General features: G+C 41.4%; 16 protein-coding genes. 11 read left to right on the top strand and 5 right to left on the bottom strand.

Annotated features, from left to right (window positions below; translation table 11 throughout):
• Positions 1–36: 36 nt before the first annotated feature.
• Positions 37–1,221 carry a hypothetical protein gene (locus PL11201_RS00230; protein ID WP_079676645.1) on the bottom strand — a complete coding sequence of 395 codons (1,185 nt, stop codon included), beginning with the start codon at positions 1,219–1,221 and terminating at the stop codon, positions 37–39.
• 85 nt (positions 1,222–1,306) lie between these two features.
• Here PL11201_RS00230 and PL11201_RS00225 point away from each other — a divergent pair, with 85 nt between their 5' ends.
• Positions 1,307–2,227, top strand: coding sequence for a transposase family protein (locus tag PL11201_RS00225; RefSeq protein ID WP_079676644.1), 921 nt, complete (start codon positions 1,307–1,309; stop codon positions 2,225–2,227).
• Between the two features lie 151 nt (positions 2,228–2,378).
• On the opposite strand, the gene PL11201_RS00220 is transcribed toward PL11201_RS00225, so the two are convergent.
• The 3 genes from PL11201_RS00220 to PL11201_RS00210 form a co-directional block, all read right to left on the bottom strand.
• Positions 2,379–3,302 (bottom strand): caspase family protein, encoded by a 924-nt coding sequence (locus PL11201_RS00220; protein WP_079676643.1) that lies wholly within the window; start codon positions 3,300–3,302, stop codon positions 2,379–2,381.
• A gap of 138 nt (positions 3,303–3,440) precedes the next feature.
• Positions 3,441–3,986, bottom strand: coding sequence for a hypothetical protein (locus PL11201_RS00215; RefSeq protein ID WP_079676642.1), 546 nt, complete (start codon positions 3,984–3,986; stop codon positions 3,441–3,443).
• Between the two features lie 39 nt (positions 3,987–4,025).
• Positions 4,026–4,919 (bottom strand): C39 family peptidase, encoded by an 894-nt coding sequence (locus tag PL11201_RS00210; RefSeq protein WP_079676641.1) that lies wholly within the window; start codon positions 4,917–4,919, stop codon positions 4,026–4,028.
• Between the two features lie 222 nt (positions 4,920–5,141).
• On the opposite strand from PL11201_RS00210, the gene PL11201_RS00205 reads away from it, so the two are divergent.
• From PL11201_RS00205 to PL11201_RS00170, 8 genes are all read left to right on the top strand, one after another.
• The gene (locus PL11201_RS00205; protein WP_079676640.1) at positions 5,142–5,744 is read left to right on the top strand and encodes a (2Fe-2S)-binding protein; all 603 of its coding nucleotides are present in this window, start codon (positions 5,142–5,144) and stop codon (positions 5,742–5,744) included.
• A 1-nt stretch (position 5,745) separates the two neighbouring features.
• Positions 5,746–6,741 carry an FAD binding domain-containing protein gene (locus PL11201_RS00200; protein WP_079676639.1) on the top strand — a complete coding sequence of 332 codons (996 nt, stop codon included), beginning with the start codon at positions 5,746–5,748 and terminating at the stop codon, positions 6,739–6,741.
• Positions 6,738–8,846 (top strand): xanthine dehydrogenase family protein molybdopterin-binding subunit, encoded by a 2,109-nt coding sequence (locus PL11201_RS00195; RefSeq protein ID WP_079676638.1) that lies wholly within the window; start codon positions 6,738–6,740, stop codon positions 8,844–8,846. The genes PL11201_RS00200 and PL11201_RS00195 overlap by 4 nt, the downstream gene beginning before the upstream one ends.
• A 30-nt stretch (positions 8,847–8,876) precedes the next feature.
• Positions 8,877–10,007 carry an XdhC family protein gene (locus PL11201_RS00190; RefSeq protein ID WP_079676637.1) on the top strand — a complete coding sequence of 377 codons (1,131 nt, stop codon included), beginning with the start codon at positions 8,877–8,879 and terminating at the stop codon, positions 10,005–10,007.
• A 198-nt stretch (positions 10,008–10,205) separates the two neighbouring features.
• Positions 10,206–10,793: a nucleotidyltransferase family protein gene (locus PL11201_RS00185; protein ID WP_234996579.1), complete on the top strand. Its 588-nt coding sequence runs from the start codon at positions 10,206–10,208 to the stop codon at positions 10,791–10,793.
• The gene (sufU, locus tag PL11201_RS00180) at positions 10,790–11,278 is read left to right on the top strand and encodes a Fe-S cluster assembly sulfur transfer protein SufU (protein ID WP_079676635.1); all 489 of its coding nucleotides are present in this window, start codon (positions 10,790–10,792) and stop codon (positions 11,276–11,278) included. The genes PL11201_RS00185 and sufU overlap by 4 nt, the downstream gene beginning before the upstream one ends.
• Before the next feature lie 144 nt (positions 11,279–11,422).
• Positions 11,423–11,938 (top strand): FHA domain-containing protein, encoded by a 516-nt coding sequence (locus PL11201_RS00175; RefSeq protein ID WP_079676634.1) that lies wholly within the window; start codon positions 11,423–11,425, stop codon positions 11,936–11,938.
• Positions 11,939–11,969: 31 nt separating this feature from the next.
• Positions 11,970–13,955 (top strand): FHA domain-containing protein, encoded by a 1,986-nt coding sequence (locus PL11201_RS00170; RefSeq protein ID WP_079676633.1) that lies wholly within the window; start codon positions 11,970–11,972, stop codon positions 13,953–13,955.
• A 10-nt stretch (positions 13,956–13,965) separates the two neighbouring features.
• On the opposite strand, the gene PL11201_RS00165 is transcribed toward PL11201_RS00170, so the two are convergent.
• Entirely contained in the window at positions 13,966–14,523 is a 558-nt protein-coding gene (locus PL11201_RS00165) for a Uma2 family endonuclease (protein WP_079676632.1), read from the bottom strand.
• A 249-nt stretch (positions 14,524–14,772) separates the two neighbouring features.
• Between PL11201_RS00165 and PL11201_RS00160 the strand changes: the two genes are divergently transcribed.
• Both PL11201_RS00160 and PL11201_RS00155 read left to right on the top strand, forming a co-directional pair.
• The gene (locus PL11201_RS00160) at positions 14,773–14,988 is read left to right on the top strand and encodes a hypothetical protein (protein ID WP_079676631.1); all 216 of its coding nucleotides are present in this window, start codon (positions 14,773–14,775) and stop codon (positions 14,986–14,988) included.
• A 114-nt stretch (positions 14,989–15,102) separates the two neighbouring features.
• On the top strand, positions 15,103–16,020 hold the full coding sequence (locus PL11201_RS00155) for an alpha/beta fold hydrolase (RefSeq protein ID WP_079676682.1): 918 nt from the start codon (positions 15,103–15,105) through the stop codon (positions 16,018–16,020).
• Positions 16,021–16,106: the final 86 nt, after the last annotated feature.

Genomic DNA, 16,106 nt, shown 5'->3' with positions numbered 1-16,106 from the left:
AAATTTATTAGGTAAGATGCAAGCCTAACAACCTATTTAAAATCGTTTAATTGTTACCCGTATTTCCTTGACTAACCACTCTGAATTTGGATCAGGTTCATAAACCATGGCGCGGTTGACGGTGGGTGGAACATCTATATCGGCACCGATAATCTTCAGCAAACTATTTAAAGGACTAGCAATTCTGTTGGGAACATTTTGTACTAAATTTTCTAGTTCTCCATTAAGATTTCCTTTTTTATTGAATTCTTCATCTAAATGGGGTAATTCTAACCAGCGAAAATCTGCTAATCCCCGAGTTGCAAATAATTTGATAGTTTCTGTGACTTGATCATAACCTTCTGCTTCTGGAACTTTCAGACGTATGCGCCCAAGAAATAATTCTTCTTGACTTTGAAGTGAATAAAACGGGGTTGAAGTTCTCTTAATTGGATATTGAGAAATTTTCCAAGTTGGATCTAAATTAAATACGGCAATATTCAGGGGTTCAAAGGAATTATTTTTAATCCTGAAATGCACAATATCTCGATTTTTAAACGTAACATTATTCCAGCTAGAAAAAGGTTTTTTATTAGCATCACATAATTCTAATTCCAGACATTCTGCCAGCTCTGAAGCGGGATTATCCAGTTCTTGAACCGCTTGATATTTAGCTAAATGAACTAAACGATTAACAACGGTTTGAGGTGCGTCAGGTTGCTCAATTTTGAGTGGGGGTCTGAGATTTTTAATCGGCATTCCACTACAGATTTCATACTCTCCATTTCTACCTACTGCCACTTGATAATGGGCTTCTTGATCATCATTGGGTTCTAATTCAATCACCCAACCATTATCTTTTAAAGCTTGTCGTACCGCTTCTAAGGCGGGTTGTTGTTTTTCAACTAATTCTGAGGGTAATTCATTTTCTTTGTCTCCGACTTGTTTATCCTTAAATAAACGCACTCGACGGACTAAATCTACGGGGGCTGACACCATAACCGCCGGAGAACCTTGTTCAATTTTTCCTTTAATTTCAATTCCACCAACATCAATTTCTAACACTTGAGTGAAGGAACTGGATGCTTCTACTTCTGTGACTTCAATAATAGCTTGCTGTAATTTTTTATCAGAAAAGTTTGTGGTATTCAGAGGATAAATAGCGAATCTTGTCCCACTACTTAATCCTTGAGCAAGTCCGGCATTTAAAGTGATTTCCTTTTGTTTTTCATCAACTTCCATGACAGTAACTGTGTATTAGACATCTCCGAAATAAAAATGGGGAGGGATAGCAAGATGGTAAAATTTGATTTTACCCCAAGGAGAGATGACTAAATTAAGAGGCTATCTGGACAAGAATCCCCAGCAAACAAAAAGGCTATTAGGGATGGAATATGAACAGTTGATAGAACTAATTCAAGCCGCGGAGTTATTAGAACAAGAAAAACGACAAGAACGAGAAAAAGCTAAGATCAGGTTGATTAAAGCAGGTGGGGGTCGTCACCAGAAATTATCTGTGGAGGAACAAATCTTACTAACTCTAATTTATCTGCATCAGATGCCCACATTTCAAATGTTAGGGTTACAGTTTGAAGTGAGTGAATCAACAGCGAATGATATTTTCCATAACGGGATAAAAATATTGAGAGAATTACTGCCAGCCAGTTTACTTGAGCAAGTAAAAAAAAACGAGAGTGATTGGGAGTGGGTAGAAAAAATTCTGCTGGAATATGAGTTAGTAGTAGATAGCTATGAACAGCCCATGCAAAGACCAACAGACAATGAAGAGCAGAAAAAATATTACTCAGGAAAGAAAAAAACACATACCTTTAAAAATCAAGTCATTGTCATGCCGAGCGGGAAAGAAATAGTGGATGTAGCTGTGGGTTATACCGGAGCAACAAGCGATCTGAAATTGTGGAGAGAAAGAAGGGAGGAATTGGGGAATCATCAAAAATACAGGGGGGATAAAGCTTATGTAGGGGAAACAGCAATTAATACACCACATAAGAAACCGAGGAATCAAGAAATATCCCTTGAAAATCGAGAAGAAAATCGGTTAAAAGCCAAACAAAGGATTGTAGTCGAACATTTAATAAGACTGATAAAAATTTATCGAGTTGCTTCAGAAAGATTTCGGTTAAAGAGCCAAAATTATGAAGCAGTAATCTTGACAGTATGTGGACTAATAAGATGGCGAATAGGAGCGATTGTATTATCATCTAAGAATTGCCCAGAATACTTTTGAAAAATGATTGAATATCAGAAATAAAATTCATTAATTATTATTAATGTAACTGAAAAAGCCTATGAATCCGTTACTTTAGGAGAAACCGGCACAGGAGTGCTAGAGACTCAAAAAGTAGCGATAGAGGGCATTTGAGGATTTTCGGAGATGTCTATTGGGTAGAAATGCGATCGCTTCCAAATACTAAGCGTTCTGCTTCACCGAATAACATGGGTAATTGACTGGGAAACTTGCTTTGAATTTTGGCAGTAATCCGATCATGAAGGGATTTATAGTTGATTGATGATGTTGTGCTACTGAGGGTATCAATCATCCAATAGGTTAAGGCTCCATGTCGATCTTTGCCATTAACATTATATTCATAGGCATATTCTGTGGGGCGACAAGCTGCTAATAAAACATAATCTTTTGAAGGGGGTAACCATGCCAATGAATCAATATTTCCTTCTGTTAATATCTGCCAATTCCGAATTAATTGATCCCGGGAAGCTACGGCACTATCGGCGGGACGTTGAGCTAAATCAGGGGACTCTGAACCTCGAATATCACAGTCGCCTCGGGTTGCTCCTCCTGAATGACAACTATCTAAAATAACCGTGACGGTAAGTTGTTTATCGGTCATATTTTTAAGCAGGGTTGCTATTTCCACATCTCGCAAATAATGCCCTTCTAATTCACCTACATCCATGGGCACTAATCCTTCATCATATTGCCCCTCTCCTTTGAGTTCTGGATAGATGGTTAATGCCCGTCCCCCATGTCCAGAATAGTGAATATAAATTCGGTCTTGAGGTTGGGCAATTTCTGTAATAGTTTTAAAGGTTTCTATGATGTTTTTATAGGTGGGTAAACTGTCTTGAGATCGGACGGTTTCTAGTCCATTAGGATGGGAGGAAGTTAGCTTAAAAATTTTCTCGGTTGGGATTTTAAGGGCTTTTTGCAGATAGTCGGCGACTAGGTTAATGTCTTTCACACATCCTTGCAGATTTTTATACAATGAATTGGGAAGATAGTAGTCAATTCCGATTAATAAGGCGTAGAAATTAGAGGGCAACACATGAGTAGATTCTGTCATTGTTCTTCTGCTCTTTATACGAGAGTGTTCAAGGAAAAGAAAGTTATTCTATCTGTAGGGGTAATTCATGAATTACCCCTAGAGTTTATAGAGGTAATGCGTATTTTTTCTCCTTAATTATAGCTCAAAAAATTGGGTTTATTGGGTAGCGATCGCTGCGGAAGAAATGATTTCCGAAATAGATAAATCAGGGGAGTCTATGGAATAACTAATTTTAGTCTTCCAAAGTTCAAAAATGGTTTCATAAGTAGCAGAGGAAATGCTAGTAGTAGCCGAAGCCAGGGTTTTAATAATCAAGACCGCCAGAATCATAGAAATAGAAGACACTAATCCTAAATGACTGGCTAAAGCCGGAGCTAATAAAGCCGCCGCTTTATCGGAATTTTCCTGATAGGTGGCTTGAATTTTTTGTTTCAATTCCTGATCATCAAACAAATCACTACACATTAAGTGATGGGCTCTGACACTCAATTTTTTAAAGAGGCGATCGCCAAAATTAATAGTATTCTGATCAAATCCGCCTTTAGGTGCTACCATTAACTCTACTTCTAAACCATCAAAAAAATACCACAAACGGGAGGTCAAACTATTTGTAATTTGTTGTTCCTGAATCGCGAGTTGTGCTTTCAGGATATCTTCATCAAGTTCTATTAGTTTTTGAGTAATTTTATCTAGTTGACTCATGATTTTTTGAAGTAATAATCGGAGCTAAAAATACTAACTTTAGGACAAAGGAAAATGACACCAACTTTCACCATCTACATCCCAAACCGCGCGCAAATCGGGATAGCTGTAGCGAACATCTCCACCGCTTGCATCCGTATCATATCCCCCTCGATATCCCAACCATTTGCCATTGGGATCATTGCAAATCCAAACTGCGGCTTGATCGTCATAGCCTTTGATCACAATAATATGACCGGAATCGGTAAAATAACCATGAACAATGACTGGATTTCCTTGGGCTAAATGTTGTTTAATTTCTAGTTCTGTGGTAACATTTTTGAAAGTAGTATTTTGCAGTTTTCCTGGGCCGTATTCTTGACCCCATTCTCGCAGAAGGCGCTGAAGAAATTCAGGAAGATGGCGAGTTTTTTCTACACCAGTATATCCATACTGTTCATCCCATTCTTCTGTTTTACGAAATAGCACATCCTCCAGTTGCACATCATTATTAATATCTTGGGCACTGCGAGAATCAATGCCATAATATTTGAGAACCATGGCTACAGAAGTCACGTTACAAGAACCGACAGGATGTTCCTTATTATTGAGTTGAGAATGATAAGGAACTTTCAAATCCACTTTCGGAGGAAGTACCGGGGGATATTGTTGACTGGCTTCTGTTCCGCGAGAAGTGGCTGTTAATACAATTTCCACATCATTCCCAAAACAGTAATATTGTTTGGGTGCAGTTTCAATCGAACGAGTATCAAATTCATCTAAATAAACTCGAATATATTTCCCTTGTAAATTGGGAGTATAAGCACTAATCGGAATTTCATCTCCAGCTTTATACATTAGAATTTCATCAGGAGATAAATAGGCGGTTTCCAAGGGGCGAACTTTCAGCAGAGAATCTGAAGTAAAACGCAACGTATATTCTAAGGTGTTCATGTTTTTCTCCACCAAACGGGACTTTTAGGTTGTTCAAACTGGTTAAATCATAAAATTAGAAATAGAAAATAGCTCTATCTCTAAGTTCAGTCTTTAACTAACCCTTGGGTGGGGGAAAAACCTATACTTTTGGCTAGGTCAAAATCAGTTATCAGTTTATTGCATGACCGATTATAATTAGGTGTTAAATTCAACCCTAATCCCAACATAGGTGAAACCCTAATGCAGTTAAAAGATCAGCCTGAAATTGTATTAGCACAAGGGGAGGAGCAAATTCTCCTGACTCTTGAGATTAATGGCACAACCCACAGGGTACAATTAGAACCACGAGTTACCCTCCTCGATGCACTACGCGAATATTTGGGACTGACGGGGACGAAAAAGGGATGCGATCGCGGACAGTGTGGTGCTTGTACCGTATTAATTGACGGACAACGGGTGTACTCCTGTCTGACTCTGGCAATTATGCAGCAGGGAAAAGAGATTACCACCATTGAAGGATTAGCCCAAGACGATACCTTACACCCCCTACAAACCGCTTTTATCGAACAGGATGGGTTTCAGTGCGGCTATTGTACCCCCGGACAGATTTGTGCGGCGGTAGCCTTAATTCAGGAAGTAGAGCAGGGATGTGCAAGTGCGGTGACACCGTATCTGACCCAACCTCCGCCACTTCAGGAACTCTCAGACCAGGAAATCAAAGAACGTCTCAGTGGTAATCTCTGCCGATGTAGTGCCTATAATGGCATTGTGGCGGCGGTGCAACAGGTGATCGGACAAACTCCCCCACCTGCTGATGCTTTAGTTTTGGTTACGGATAACTGATATGAGAAATTTCACTTATATTCGCGCAACATCCCTAGAGGATGCGGTACAGGGAATCCAAGATCACCCCCAAGCAACGGTAATTGCCGGGGGAACAAATTTAATTGATCGGTTAAAAGGATATCTCGAACCCTCCTCCCACCTCATTGATATTTCTCGCCTCCAGATGCAGCAGATCGAATCTCTCTCCCAGGGGGGATTACGCATTGGTGCTTTAGCGAGTAATACAGCCGTTGCTGATCATCCGATCATTCGTCGGGACTATCCCCTGCTTTCCCGTGCCATTTTATCCGGTGCATCCCAACAAATTCGTAACGTAGCGACCGTTGGGGGAAATCTCCTACAACGCACACGCTGTCCCTATTTCTCCGATCCGGCTTTTCCCTGTAATAAACGACACCCCGGAAGTGGTTGTTCTGCGAGCACCGGAATTAACCGTCTCCACGCCATATTCGGGGCGAGTGATCACTGTGTGGCGGTGCATCCCTCGGATTTTTGTGTGGCGTTAGCTGCTTTAGATGCTGTTGTAGAAGCCCAAGGATTATCAGGAAAACGAGAAATTCCGATAACGGAATTTCACCGTTTACCTGGAAATACCCCCGAACAAGATACCAATTTACAACCGGGTGAACTAATTACATCGGTGATTTTACCTCCCCTAGTCTTTGCTAAATCCGGTGTTTATCTCAAATTGCGCGATCGCACCTCCTACAGTTTTGCCTTAGTCTCCGTGGCGACGGCCATGGAAGTCCGGGATCATCAGATTCAGGCGGTTCGGATTGCCTTGGGGGGTGTAGCCCATAAACCTTGGCGGGCTGTAGCCGCAGAACAGTTTTTACGGAACAAACCCGCAACAGTCGATTCATTTAAACAAGCATCAGAATTAGCTCTACAAGAGGCTAAACCCCTAGAACATAACGGTTTTAAAATAGAAATGGCAAAACGGGCGATCGAACGCGCGCTTATGGCCTCGGTTCAAACAGGAGGACAGGAATGAGCAATGTGATGGGAAAATCCGTTAACCGCCAGGAGGGACGGGCGAAAGTTACTGGAAGTGCCACCTATGCAGCAGAACATCAAATTTCGGGACTGGTTTATGGGGCTTTAATCACCGCCACGGTTGCCAAAGGTCGGATTAAAACCCTCCATCTCCAGGAGGCTCAAGCCAGTCCAGGGGTGCTGCATATTGCCACGGCTGAGAATATACCTCCACTCTCCCCCGTCGCCAATGATTGGGCAACTTCCCAAATCTATGAATCCCGGCTGCCCCTGGCCGATCAGGAAATTCACTACCCTGGACAAATTATTGGGTTAGTGGTGGCCGATACTCCAGAACGCGCCCGTCATGCGGCTACGTTAGTTCAGGTGGAATACGAAACCGACACTCCTTTGATTAATCCCAAAAGTGCCTTATTTATCACCGCCCCCAGAACACCGGGTTTAGAACAGGGGGATACCGCTAAATCCCTAGAAACCGCCGAATGTCAGATCAGTGCCACCTACACAACGGCCATGGAACTCCACGCCATGATGGAACCCCACGCCATTATCGCCCATTGGCAGGATAACAACTTAACCGTTTATGAACCAAGCCAATGGGTGGCGCTGCATCAACAAACCTACGCTACCCTGTTTGGCATTCCCCCTGAACAGGTGCGGGTCGTGACTCCCTATATTGGTGGGGCTTTTGGTGCGAAAGCCTTTCCTTGGCCCCATGGAATTCTCTGTACAGCCGTTGCCCGGGAAATCCAACGCCCCCTGAAATTAGTGCTCCCCCGTCAACAGATGACGATGATTGTGGGAAACCGTTCAGCAACGGAACAACACCTTAAAATCGGGGCAACTGCGGACGGTCAACTTCTAGCCATTGAACATCATGCCAAATCCCAGACTTCCCCCGTCAATCCCACGTTTGCCGAAAATTGTATTGCGGTGACTCCGGTGATGTATGCCACGCCCAATTTATCCCTTAAACAAGAAATTGCTATTTTAAATGTGGGGATGCCTACCTATATGCGAGGGCCAGGGGAAACACCGGGAATGTTTGCCTTAGAATCGGCAATGGACGAACTCGCCTGGACGTTAGGAATTGATCCCGTAGAATTACGGTTAAAAAATGCTACCCCCGTACATCAACGCAGCCAACTCCCCTTTTCCGCTAAACATTTTGCCGACTGTTTGCAGGTAGGGGCCGAACAATTTGGCTGGAAAGATCGCCCCCAACAGCCCCGCAGTCTCACCCGGGACGGAAAATTTGTCGGTTGGGGAATGGCGGCGGCGACCTTTCCGGGTCTGCGTTTCATGGCCTCGGCAACGGTGCGTTTATTCCCCGATAGTACAGTCCAGGTGCTGACCTCTGCAAATGATGTGGGGACGGGTGCTTATACGGTGATTGCCATTAGTGCGGCGGAAACCCTGAATTTGCCCGTTGAGAACATCCGGGTGGAAATTGGGGATTCTCGGTTACCCAATGGTGGTCTAGCAGGCGGATCAATGATGACCGCAACCTTGGCCCCGGCTGTTGTGAATGTCTGTGAAGAACTGCTTAAACAGGTGAATGCCAATACCACAACCGAGGCATTACAGGCGTTACAGGAATCAGGACAACCATTTTTAGAGGCGACGGGATCATCTCAACCGGGGACGGAAAGCCGGGAATGGGCGTTTCAATCCTGGGGGGCTCATTTTTGTGAGGTAGAAGTGGATGAACCCTTGGGTCGAGTTCAGGTAAAACGCTGGGTGTCGGTGATGGATATTGGTCGGGTGATCAATGCCAAGGCCGCCGCCAGTCAAATTCGAGGGGCTGTGATTATGGGCATTGGGGATGCTTTGATGGAGGAATGTCAGCTTGACCCCCATCTGGGATTACCAATTGTTTATGATTTGGCTACCTATCACATTCCTGTCCATGCAGATATTCCCCGCATTCAGGTGTCCTTCGTGGGTGAACCGGATCGGAATTTTAACCCCGTGGGGGCTAGAGGGTGTGGTGAAATTGGGATTACGGGGGTAGCCGCGGCGATCGCCAATGGGATTTATCATGCCACAGGTAAGCGACTGCGGGATTTACCCATGACTCCCGATCAGTTGTTAGGTATGTGAACGGTTCTTCTCCAACCCAAAACCCCTGTCATGAATGAACTTAAAGCTATTATTAAAGCTTTTGATGAAGCTGAAAATCATCATCAAAAAACAGCCTTAGCAACGGTTGTGGAAGTTCAGGGTTCAGCCTATCGTCAAATTGGGGCAAAATTGTTAATTTTTGCAGATGGAAAACGAGTCGGTTCTATTAGTGGAGGCTGCTTAGAGAATGATGTCTGTGAATGGGCAAAACAAGTCATCGAAACGGGTCAACCGCAATTAATTATTTATGATACAACTGCCCCAGAGGATATTATTTTGGGTTTAGGATTGGGGTGTAATGGGGTGATCAAGGTTTTAATTGAACCTTTAGAAAAGCATACATATAGACAACAAATTCAGTTTATTGATGGGTGTTTAAATGCTCGAAAATTAGGAGCGATCGCCACTCTATTTCAAATCCAAGAAAATTCTCTAATAGATTTTAAGGTATTGGTTAATGAAACCGGAGTGATGATTAACTCTATTGAAGATTTTCAATTATCTGAAGCCATCATTCAAGATACTAAAACTGCTCTCAATTATCAACAATCTCAGGTGAAAACCTATCTCTGGAATCAGACTGAAGTTCCAGTTTTCATTGATATTATTAAGCCGGCTATTTCTTTAATCGTATTTGGAGGGGGTGAAGATGCCATTCCCTTAGTGAATTTAGCAAAAGAACTGGGTTGGATGGTGACCCTTATTGATCATCGACTTGATGCAGCCACCTCCGGCCGTTTTCCCTTAGCCGATCAAATTATTATTGCTCATCCTGAAGAAATTGAGTATAATTTAAGTCGAATTTTAGCTGATTTTGATGATTATACAGTGGCGGTGATCATGACTCATAATTATCTATGCGATCGCACTTTATTAAAATTTCTTCTCCCCTCGTCTTTACTCTATATTGGATTATTGGGTTCCCGACAACGCACCGAACAAATTCTACAGGAACTTCAAACGGAATTAGACTTAAATTCTGCACTGCTTGATCATTTCTATAGTCCCATTGGATTAGATATTGGGGCAGAAACCCCATCAGAAATTGCCCTTTCTATTCTAGCAGAAATTCGCGCCGTATTATCCCATCGTTTAGGTGGATCATTAAAATATCGGGTCGGGTCAATTCATCAACTATAGCAATCCGTGTAGGATTTGTGATAAAAACCCGTAGGGGTTGGGTCTCCCAACCCTCTTTGCGCCTGGGTTGGGAGACCCAACCCCTACGATAAAACGTTACAACCTCGGCACGGATTGCTATATAGCGCTATATAACTAGGTTACAAGGTTTATTATTGTCTTAACCTTAATTGGTAGCGCTATATGACGGGATCAAAAATGGGTTTAATTATTTTAGCCGCCGGGGGGTCAACTCGCTTAGGTCAACCCAAACAGCTATTATTATTTAGAGGAAAAACGCTTTTAACCCATACCGTTGAACAGGCGTTAAATTCCCAGTGTCATCCGATTATTGTGGTTTTAGGATCGCAAGCTGAACAGATAGAATTAGAAATTAATTCCTTTCCCATCATTATTGTTAAAAATCTTAATTGGAAACAGGGGATGGGTCGTTCTATTCAAACAGGAATTGAACAATTAAAAGCAATTCAACCCGATAGTCTAGGGGTGGTAATTACCCTTTGTGATCAACCCTTTATTTCTGCTGAAATTATTGATAAACTGGTAGAAACCTATGAACAGACTCAAAATTCTATGGTTGTATCTGAGTATAATAATATATTGGGAGTTCCGGCTTTATTTTCTCAAAATTTATTTGGAGAATTAATTAATTTGGATACAACCCAAGGCGCAAAATCTTTAATTAAAAGTTATCCTAATCATCGATGTATTGTGCCTTTTCCGTTAGGGATTCTGGATATTGATACCCCCCAGGACTATGAACAGTTATTACAGATTAGACTATGAATTTTCCTCCTTCCCAACGCCATATTTCTCAGCAAGTTATTTTAGAACACGCCCAAAAACCTCGCCATCGAGGGAAAACAAACCCGATTCATTTATCCCAGGAACAAAATAACCCTTACTGCGGAGATATTGTGCAATTAACGATTGAATTAGACTCTACAGGTGATCTTATTAAAGATATTAAATTTGAAGGGCGAGGTTGTGCCGTTTCCATGGCATCTGCTGATTTAATGGCAGAAGTATTAAGGGGAAAAACAATAACAGAATCTTTGTTAATTATTCAAGATTTTTTGAATTTAATTCAAGGAAATTATCAATTTAATCAACCTTTTGAAAAACTCAATGTTTTTACAACTATTGTTCAGTTTCCTATACGGATGAAATGTGCAGCTTTAAGTTGGTCTACCCTGGAAACAGCCTTAAAATCATATCTTCACAACCCTATTTTGATAGAGTGTGAACGGCGATCGCATCTTTCATCCTAAACCATTAAGATCTAAAAGTGATCATTTTTGCTCCACAAAGGCAATTTTATCGGAAAATTAGGATAGAATTGAAAGTTAAGGATAACCTAAAATAGCATTTGGTCAACTGAAATAAAAACCTTCAGTGTTTGAATATTAATACTCATGAATGAACTGACGCTAAAGTGGACAGAAGCAGGTCAGTCCCGCACCCAAACCCTGAATGATCAAAAAACCTATCGGGTTGGACGAGATCCCACACGCTGCGATATTGTATTATCCCATCCAACGGTATCGGGATTACATATTGAAATTTTTTTTCATCCAGCTAATCATAACTTCTATCTGAAAAATTTACGAGAAACTAACCCACCGATGATCAATAATCAAAAGTTAATAACGGGTGAGGTTATTTTAAATTCCGGGAATAATATACAATTAGGACAGCAGCAAATAGAAGTAATTTCTATTGATTTTGAACATTTTTCAATTGCACCAACGCTATTATTTTCCCCCGATGAACTAACATCAAAAGCTCCTGTTTATCTCAATCCTGTACAATATGGTTTACAGTGTCCTCAATGCGATCATGTTTCCTCTTATGAACAATTAAATGTAGGTTGTCCTTGGTGTGGGACGTCCTTAGCAGCAGCAGTTAGTGTGGTTTTATCCACCCAATAGATAAACCTCAAAAATCAAGACTAAAAAACGGATGCAAATTCGACTAAGTTGGCAAAATTTAGAAACAGGAGAATGGCGAACCCCGGTTCTAACCCTACCCATTGCATTAGGAAGGGTTTTTGAACGAATGCCTTCTACGGTGAATGGAGAAAAGGTTTCTCGGATTGTTTTAACAGGAGAAAGAGTCTCCCGTTTTCATGGGTTAATTACCCGGGAACAAGGAAACTTGGTGGTCACCGATACCGGAAGTCGCAATGGAATTTTAGTGAATGGAATTGTGCAAACTCGTTGTTGCATTCAGGAGGGAGATACTTTACAAATTGGTCAATATAATATTACAATTTCTTTTATTACTAATACTTTTACCATTCCCAATCAAAAATTATCACAAATTTCCTTTAATTCTCAAACAAATTTACCTGTTCCTAATATTTCTACTTCGACAATATCCTCATCAAATCAAGAGAGTTTCCCACCCCCATCCTTTCTCGATCTCGCTCAAGTTTCTTTAACCCAATTACAAGCCACAGGATTACCCATTGAGCCAATCGATTATCTAACAATTGGGGCAGGATTAGGGAGTTTTATTTGGGTTGATTCCCTGAGAATTTCGGGTGTTAAATCCCATCAAATTATCGCCTTGGGAATGGAAGATAAACCCTATAATCGTTATCAGAGATTGTGTTTAAATTCCCAAATTCCTCCCCATGAACGGTTACGTTCTAACTCGGATTCCTGTCCTGATAATCTTTGGGGATGGCCGAGTTATGCTTTACGAGAATCCTATGCAGAATGGTGCAAAGGCAAATTTTCCACCGCTTTAAATTTACTCTGGCAAGTGTTTTCTGAACCGACGTTTGCCCAAACCTATACCCCCCGTTCCGGTTATGTTTTTGATGCGATTGATCGAGAAACTAATCGCATTGCCTGGTCAAATATCTATCGCTATGGCCGGGTAAAAAATATTAGAAAAACCACCGATGGACGTTATGCAATTGCCTATTCCCGTTCCACAGAAAATCGTCGAGATTATGGGTTTATCATTGCCCGATATGTTCATTTAGCGACGGGTTATCCGGCGATTCAATTTCTCCCCGATTTACAGACTTATCGAGAACAAACCCAAGATTTTAAATCCGTTGTCAATGCCTATGAAGATCATCAACATATTTATGATCATTTAGAACAATCGGGGGGAACAGTAATTATCAGGGGTCGGGGAATTGTGGCTTCTCGAATTTTACAGCGTCTTTATGAAGCGAGGGCGAAAAATTCTCAGATCCAAATTTTACATTTAATGCGATCGCCCAAAGCCCAAGGAAATCAATTTCAACAAGCAAAAAGAACCATTGAAAATCATTTTGAATTTCAACCCTTTAACTGGCCTAAAGCCTGTTGGGGCGGTGATTTACGCCGACAATTAGAAACTGCTAATCCTCAAGAACGATTACAACTCCTGGAACAGTGGGGAGGAACTACCACAGCTAATCGAAAAGACTGGCGAAATATCATTAATCAAGGACTGCGCCAAGGGTGGTATCGGATTACTTTTGGAACCGTTGAACAGGTGGAACCCAGCCCTACAGGTCGCACCTTAACTACCATTCGAGAACATGGGTTAAATGCCCATCTTCAGTTAGAAGCGGATTTTATTATTGATGCGACTGGGTTAGAGGCAAAAGTCAATACCAATCCTTTATTAAAAGATTTGGTAGTTCATTACAATTTGCCCTTGAATGCCTTGGGACGGTTGAGTGTGGCGAATGATTTTGAACTGGTGGAAATGCGGAGTTCTACGGTAATAAATGATGCTTTAGGGGGTCGGATGTATGCCACGGGTGCAATTACCCTGGGTGGCCCCTATGCGGCCGTTGATAGCTTTTTGGGGTTGCAATATGCGGCGTTAATTTCCCTGGAAAGTTTGGCTTCTATTTCTGCGCCCGGTTTGGGAAAATTAAAGGGATGGCGATCGCTTTTACAATGGTTCAAATGGGTGAATAATCAACCTCCAAACTAAATTAATAATTTCAAACAATCCCAGCTTGTTGAAAAACTTGCAGAGGTGTGAGTTGCAATCCTTCTAATAGGTTATCAGTTAAAATTGCCTCATCTCGTTTTGTTTGAGGGGGTGCATCGGGATAAAAAATAGTAATAGTTTTAGCTTTAGGGTCAACAACCCAAACCCTCAATACCCCCGCATTGAGATAATCAATCGCTTTTTCACTCATTTGGCCAAAGGTTTGATCCGGCGAGATAATTTCTATCACTAATTCCGGGGGAATGGGGCAAGCTTCATCAATAAATCGTTCTAAGGGAAGACGACTATAGGAAATATAAAGTAAGTCAGGGATGGGAACCCAATCTCGATTATTTTTTTTCAGAATAACAGCCCATTCTATCCCCACTTCTCCTCGGTTTTGACACCATTGGGTTAACAGGGTATATAGATTTCCTGTGAGTCGGGAGTGAAAACGTTTAGGAGCCATTTTAGAAATTGCTTCTCCATTAATCAATTCATAGTTTAAGTCGGTTTCAGGAAGGCTAAGAAATTCGTCTAGGGTGAGTTGAGTTGTGAGTGTTACCATCAGTTGATTGCTCAAATGGGTGTTGGCTTAAGTTCGGGTATTGAATGGATTATAACAGCATTTTTTAAACATTCCATTGTTGTGTTCATTCGGTGCTTGAGTAATCATTGTATTAGGTGCTTAATCGCTTGTGGTGATATTGGTCACATAATTTCTACGGAAACATCACTTAACCAGACCTAAATCAATCACCCCCCAAACCGGGGGAATACGAGATGATAAAAGTGTCGAGTTCAAGGTCTAGCCATGATGCCCTACGTTAATCTTCTGCCCGGTGCGATTACTGAAATGGTTGCTTCCATCGCTGATAACCACTGTTTAACCCAAGCCGACCGCTACGGATTAATGGCCGCGATTTTGGACGACTCCTTACCCGAAGAAGAACGGATGTGTATTGACCGGGTGTTACGGTCACTGTTGCGCGGAAAAATTGCCGTTGTGAATGAAGTCTCTGCGATCGCCTAAATTCAACACCACAACCCATATTTTGTGAACTCGACAAACTCACAATGGGGAATTACGAATTACGAATGGGTAATCTTGCGATAAACTGATGACTGATGACTGATGACTGAAAATATGTTTCCGAGTTTTCTCCCCGAATCTGTACACAAATTAACCGAAGCCACTTCGATCGCCTTGGCTAAAAATCTCAAATGTGAACCTATTTCTACCCCCTTACGAAAGCAACCGATTCAAACTACTTATATTCGTCAAGGGCAGGGGAGAACCCCAATTTTATTAATTCATGGATTTGATAGTTCTGTTTTTGAATATCGGCGATTATTACCATTATTAGCTTCAGAAAATGAAACTTTTGCCGTGGATATTTTAGGGTTTGGATTTACAGAACGGGAAACAGAATTTAAGTTAAATCGCTCGGAAATAGCGACTCATTTATATTCATTCTGGCAAACTTTAATTAATCAACCTGTGATTTTGGTTGGGGCTTCCATGGGGGGTGCAGTTGCCCTGGATTTTACCCTATTGTATCCTGAAGCGGTGAAATCTTTGGTATTATTAGACAGTGCGGGCATGAAACCAGGGCCAGTTATGGGTAAGTTTTTATTACCGCCTTTTGATTATTTAGCTACGGAATTTTTAAGGAATCCTAAAGTCCGTCAAGCGATTAGTGAAAGTGCTTATTTTGATAAAACTTTTGCGTCTGTTGATGCTCAAATTTGTGCCGCCTTGCATTTAGAAGCGATGGGTTGGAATCAAGCATTAATTCGCTTTAGTAAAACCGGAGGCTATGGAAAGTTTGGTAATCAATTGCAAAAAATTCAACAACCGACCTTGATTTTATGGGGCGATCATGATAAAATATTAGGAACCAAAGATGCGTCTAAATTTAAAAACGCTATTCCCCATTCCCAACTAATTTGGGTGAAAAACTCCGGTCATGTTCCCCATTTAGAACAACCCGAAACCACAGCGCAATCTATTTTAGACTTTGTTACAAATGAATCATCAAAAAGAGAGTCTATACTTAAGTAATAAATAATAAAGTTTGAATGAGAAATAACTCATATTCCCTGATGCTTTCAAAGCAGATAGAAGAAGTGAACAGAACTTAAAAGATT

The sequence above is a fragment of the Planktothrix sp. PCC 11201 genome, assembly GCF_900009135.1.
Classification (GTDB): domain Bacteria; phylum Cyanobacteriota; class Cyanobacteriia; order Cyanobacteriales; family Microcoleaceae; genus Planktothrix.
Note: the sequence above shows the minus strand (reverse complement) of the source record. Positions and strands in the feature narration are given on the sequence as shown.

Bases quoted from the DNA above. Each gene is read 5' to 3' on its own strand.
- PL11201_RS00230 (WP_079676645.1), bottom strand. From the start codon at position 1,221: ATGGAAGTTGATGAAAAACAAAAGGAAATCACTTTAAATGCCGGACTT.
- PL11201_RS00225 (WP_079676644.1), top strand. From the start codon at position 1,307: ATGACTAAATTAAGAGGCTATCTGGACAAGAATCCCCAGCAAACAAAA.
- PL11201_RS00220 (WP_079676643.1), bottom strand. From the start codon at position 3,302: ATGACAGAATCTACTCATGTGTTGCCCTCTAATTTCTACGCCTTATTA.
- PL11201_RS00215 (WP_079676642.1), bottom strand. From the start codon at position 3,986: ATGAGTCAACTAGATAAAATTACTCAAAAACTAATAGAACTTGATGAA.
- PL11201_RS00210 (WP_079676641.1), bottom strand. From the start codon at position 4,919: ATGAACACCTTAGAATATACGTTGCGTTTTACTTCAGATTCTCTGCTG.
- PL11201_RS00205 (WP_079676640.1), top strand. From the start codon at position 5,142: ATGCAGTTAAAAGATCAGCCTGAAATTGTATTAGCACAAGGGGAGGAG.
- PL11201_RS00200 (WP_079676639.1), top strand. From the start codon at position 5,746: ATGAGAAATTTCACTTATATTCGCGCAACATCCCTAGAGGATGCGGTA.
- PL11201_RS00195 (WP_079676638.1), top strand. From the start codon at position 6,738: ATGAGCAATGTGATGGGAAAATCCGTTAACCGCCAGGAGGGACGGGCG.
- PL11201_RS00190 (WP_079676637.1), top strand. From the start codon at position 8,877: ATGAATGAACTTAAAGCTATTATTAAAGCTTTTGATGAAGCTGAAAAT.
- PL11201_RS00185 (WP_234996579.1), top strand. From the start codon at position 10,206: ATGGGTTTAATTATTTTAGCCGCCGGGGGGTCAACTCGCTTAGGTCAA.
- sufU (WP_079676635.1), top strand. From the start codon at position 10,790: ATGAATTTTCCTCCTTCCCAACGCCATATTTCTCAGCAAGTTATTTTA.
- PL11201_RS00175 (WP_079676634.1), top strand. From the start codon at position 11,423: ATGAATGAACTGACGCTAAAGTGGACAGAAGCAGGTCAGTCCCGCACC.
- PL11201_RS00170 (WP_079676633.1), top strand. From the start codon at position 11,970: ATGCAAATTCGACTAAGTTGGCAAAATTTAGAAACAGGAGAATGGCGA.
- PL11201_RS00165 (WP_079676632.1), bottom strand. From the start codon at position 14,523: ATGGTAACACTCACAACTCAACTCACCCTAGACGAATTTCTTAGCCTT.
- PL11201_RS00160 (WP_079676631.1), top strand. From the start codon at position 14,773: ATGCCCTACGTTAATCTTCTGCCCGGTGCGATTACTGAAATGGTTGCT.
- PL11201_RS00155 (WP_079676682.1), top strand. From the start codon at position 15,103: ATGTTTCCGAGTTTTCTCCCCGAATCTGTACACAAATTAACCGAAGCC.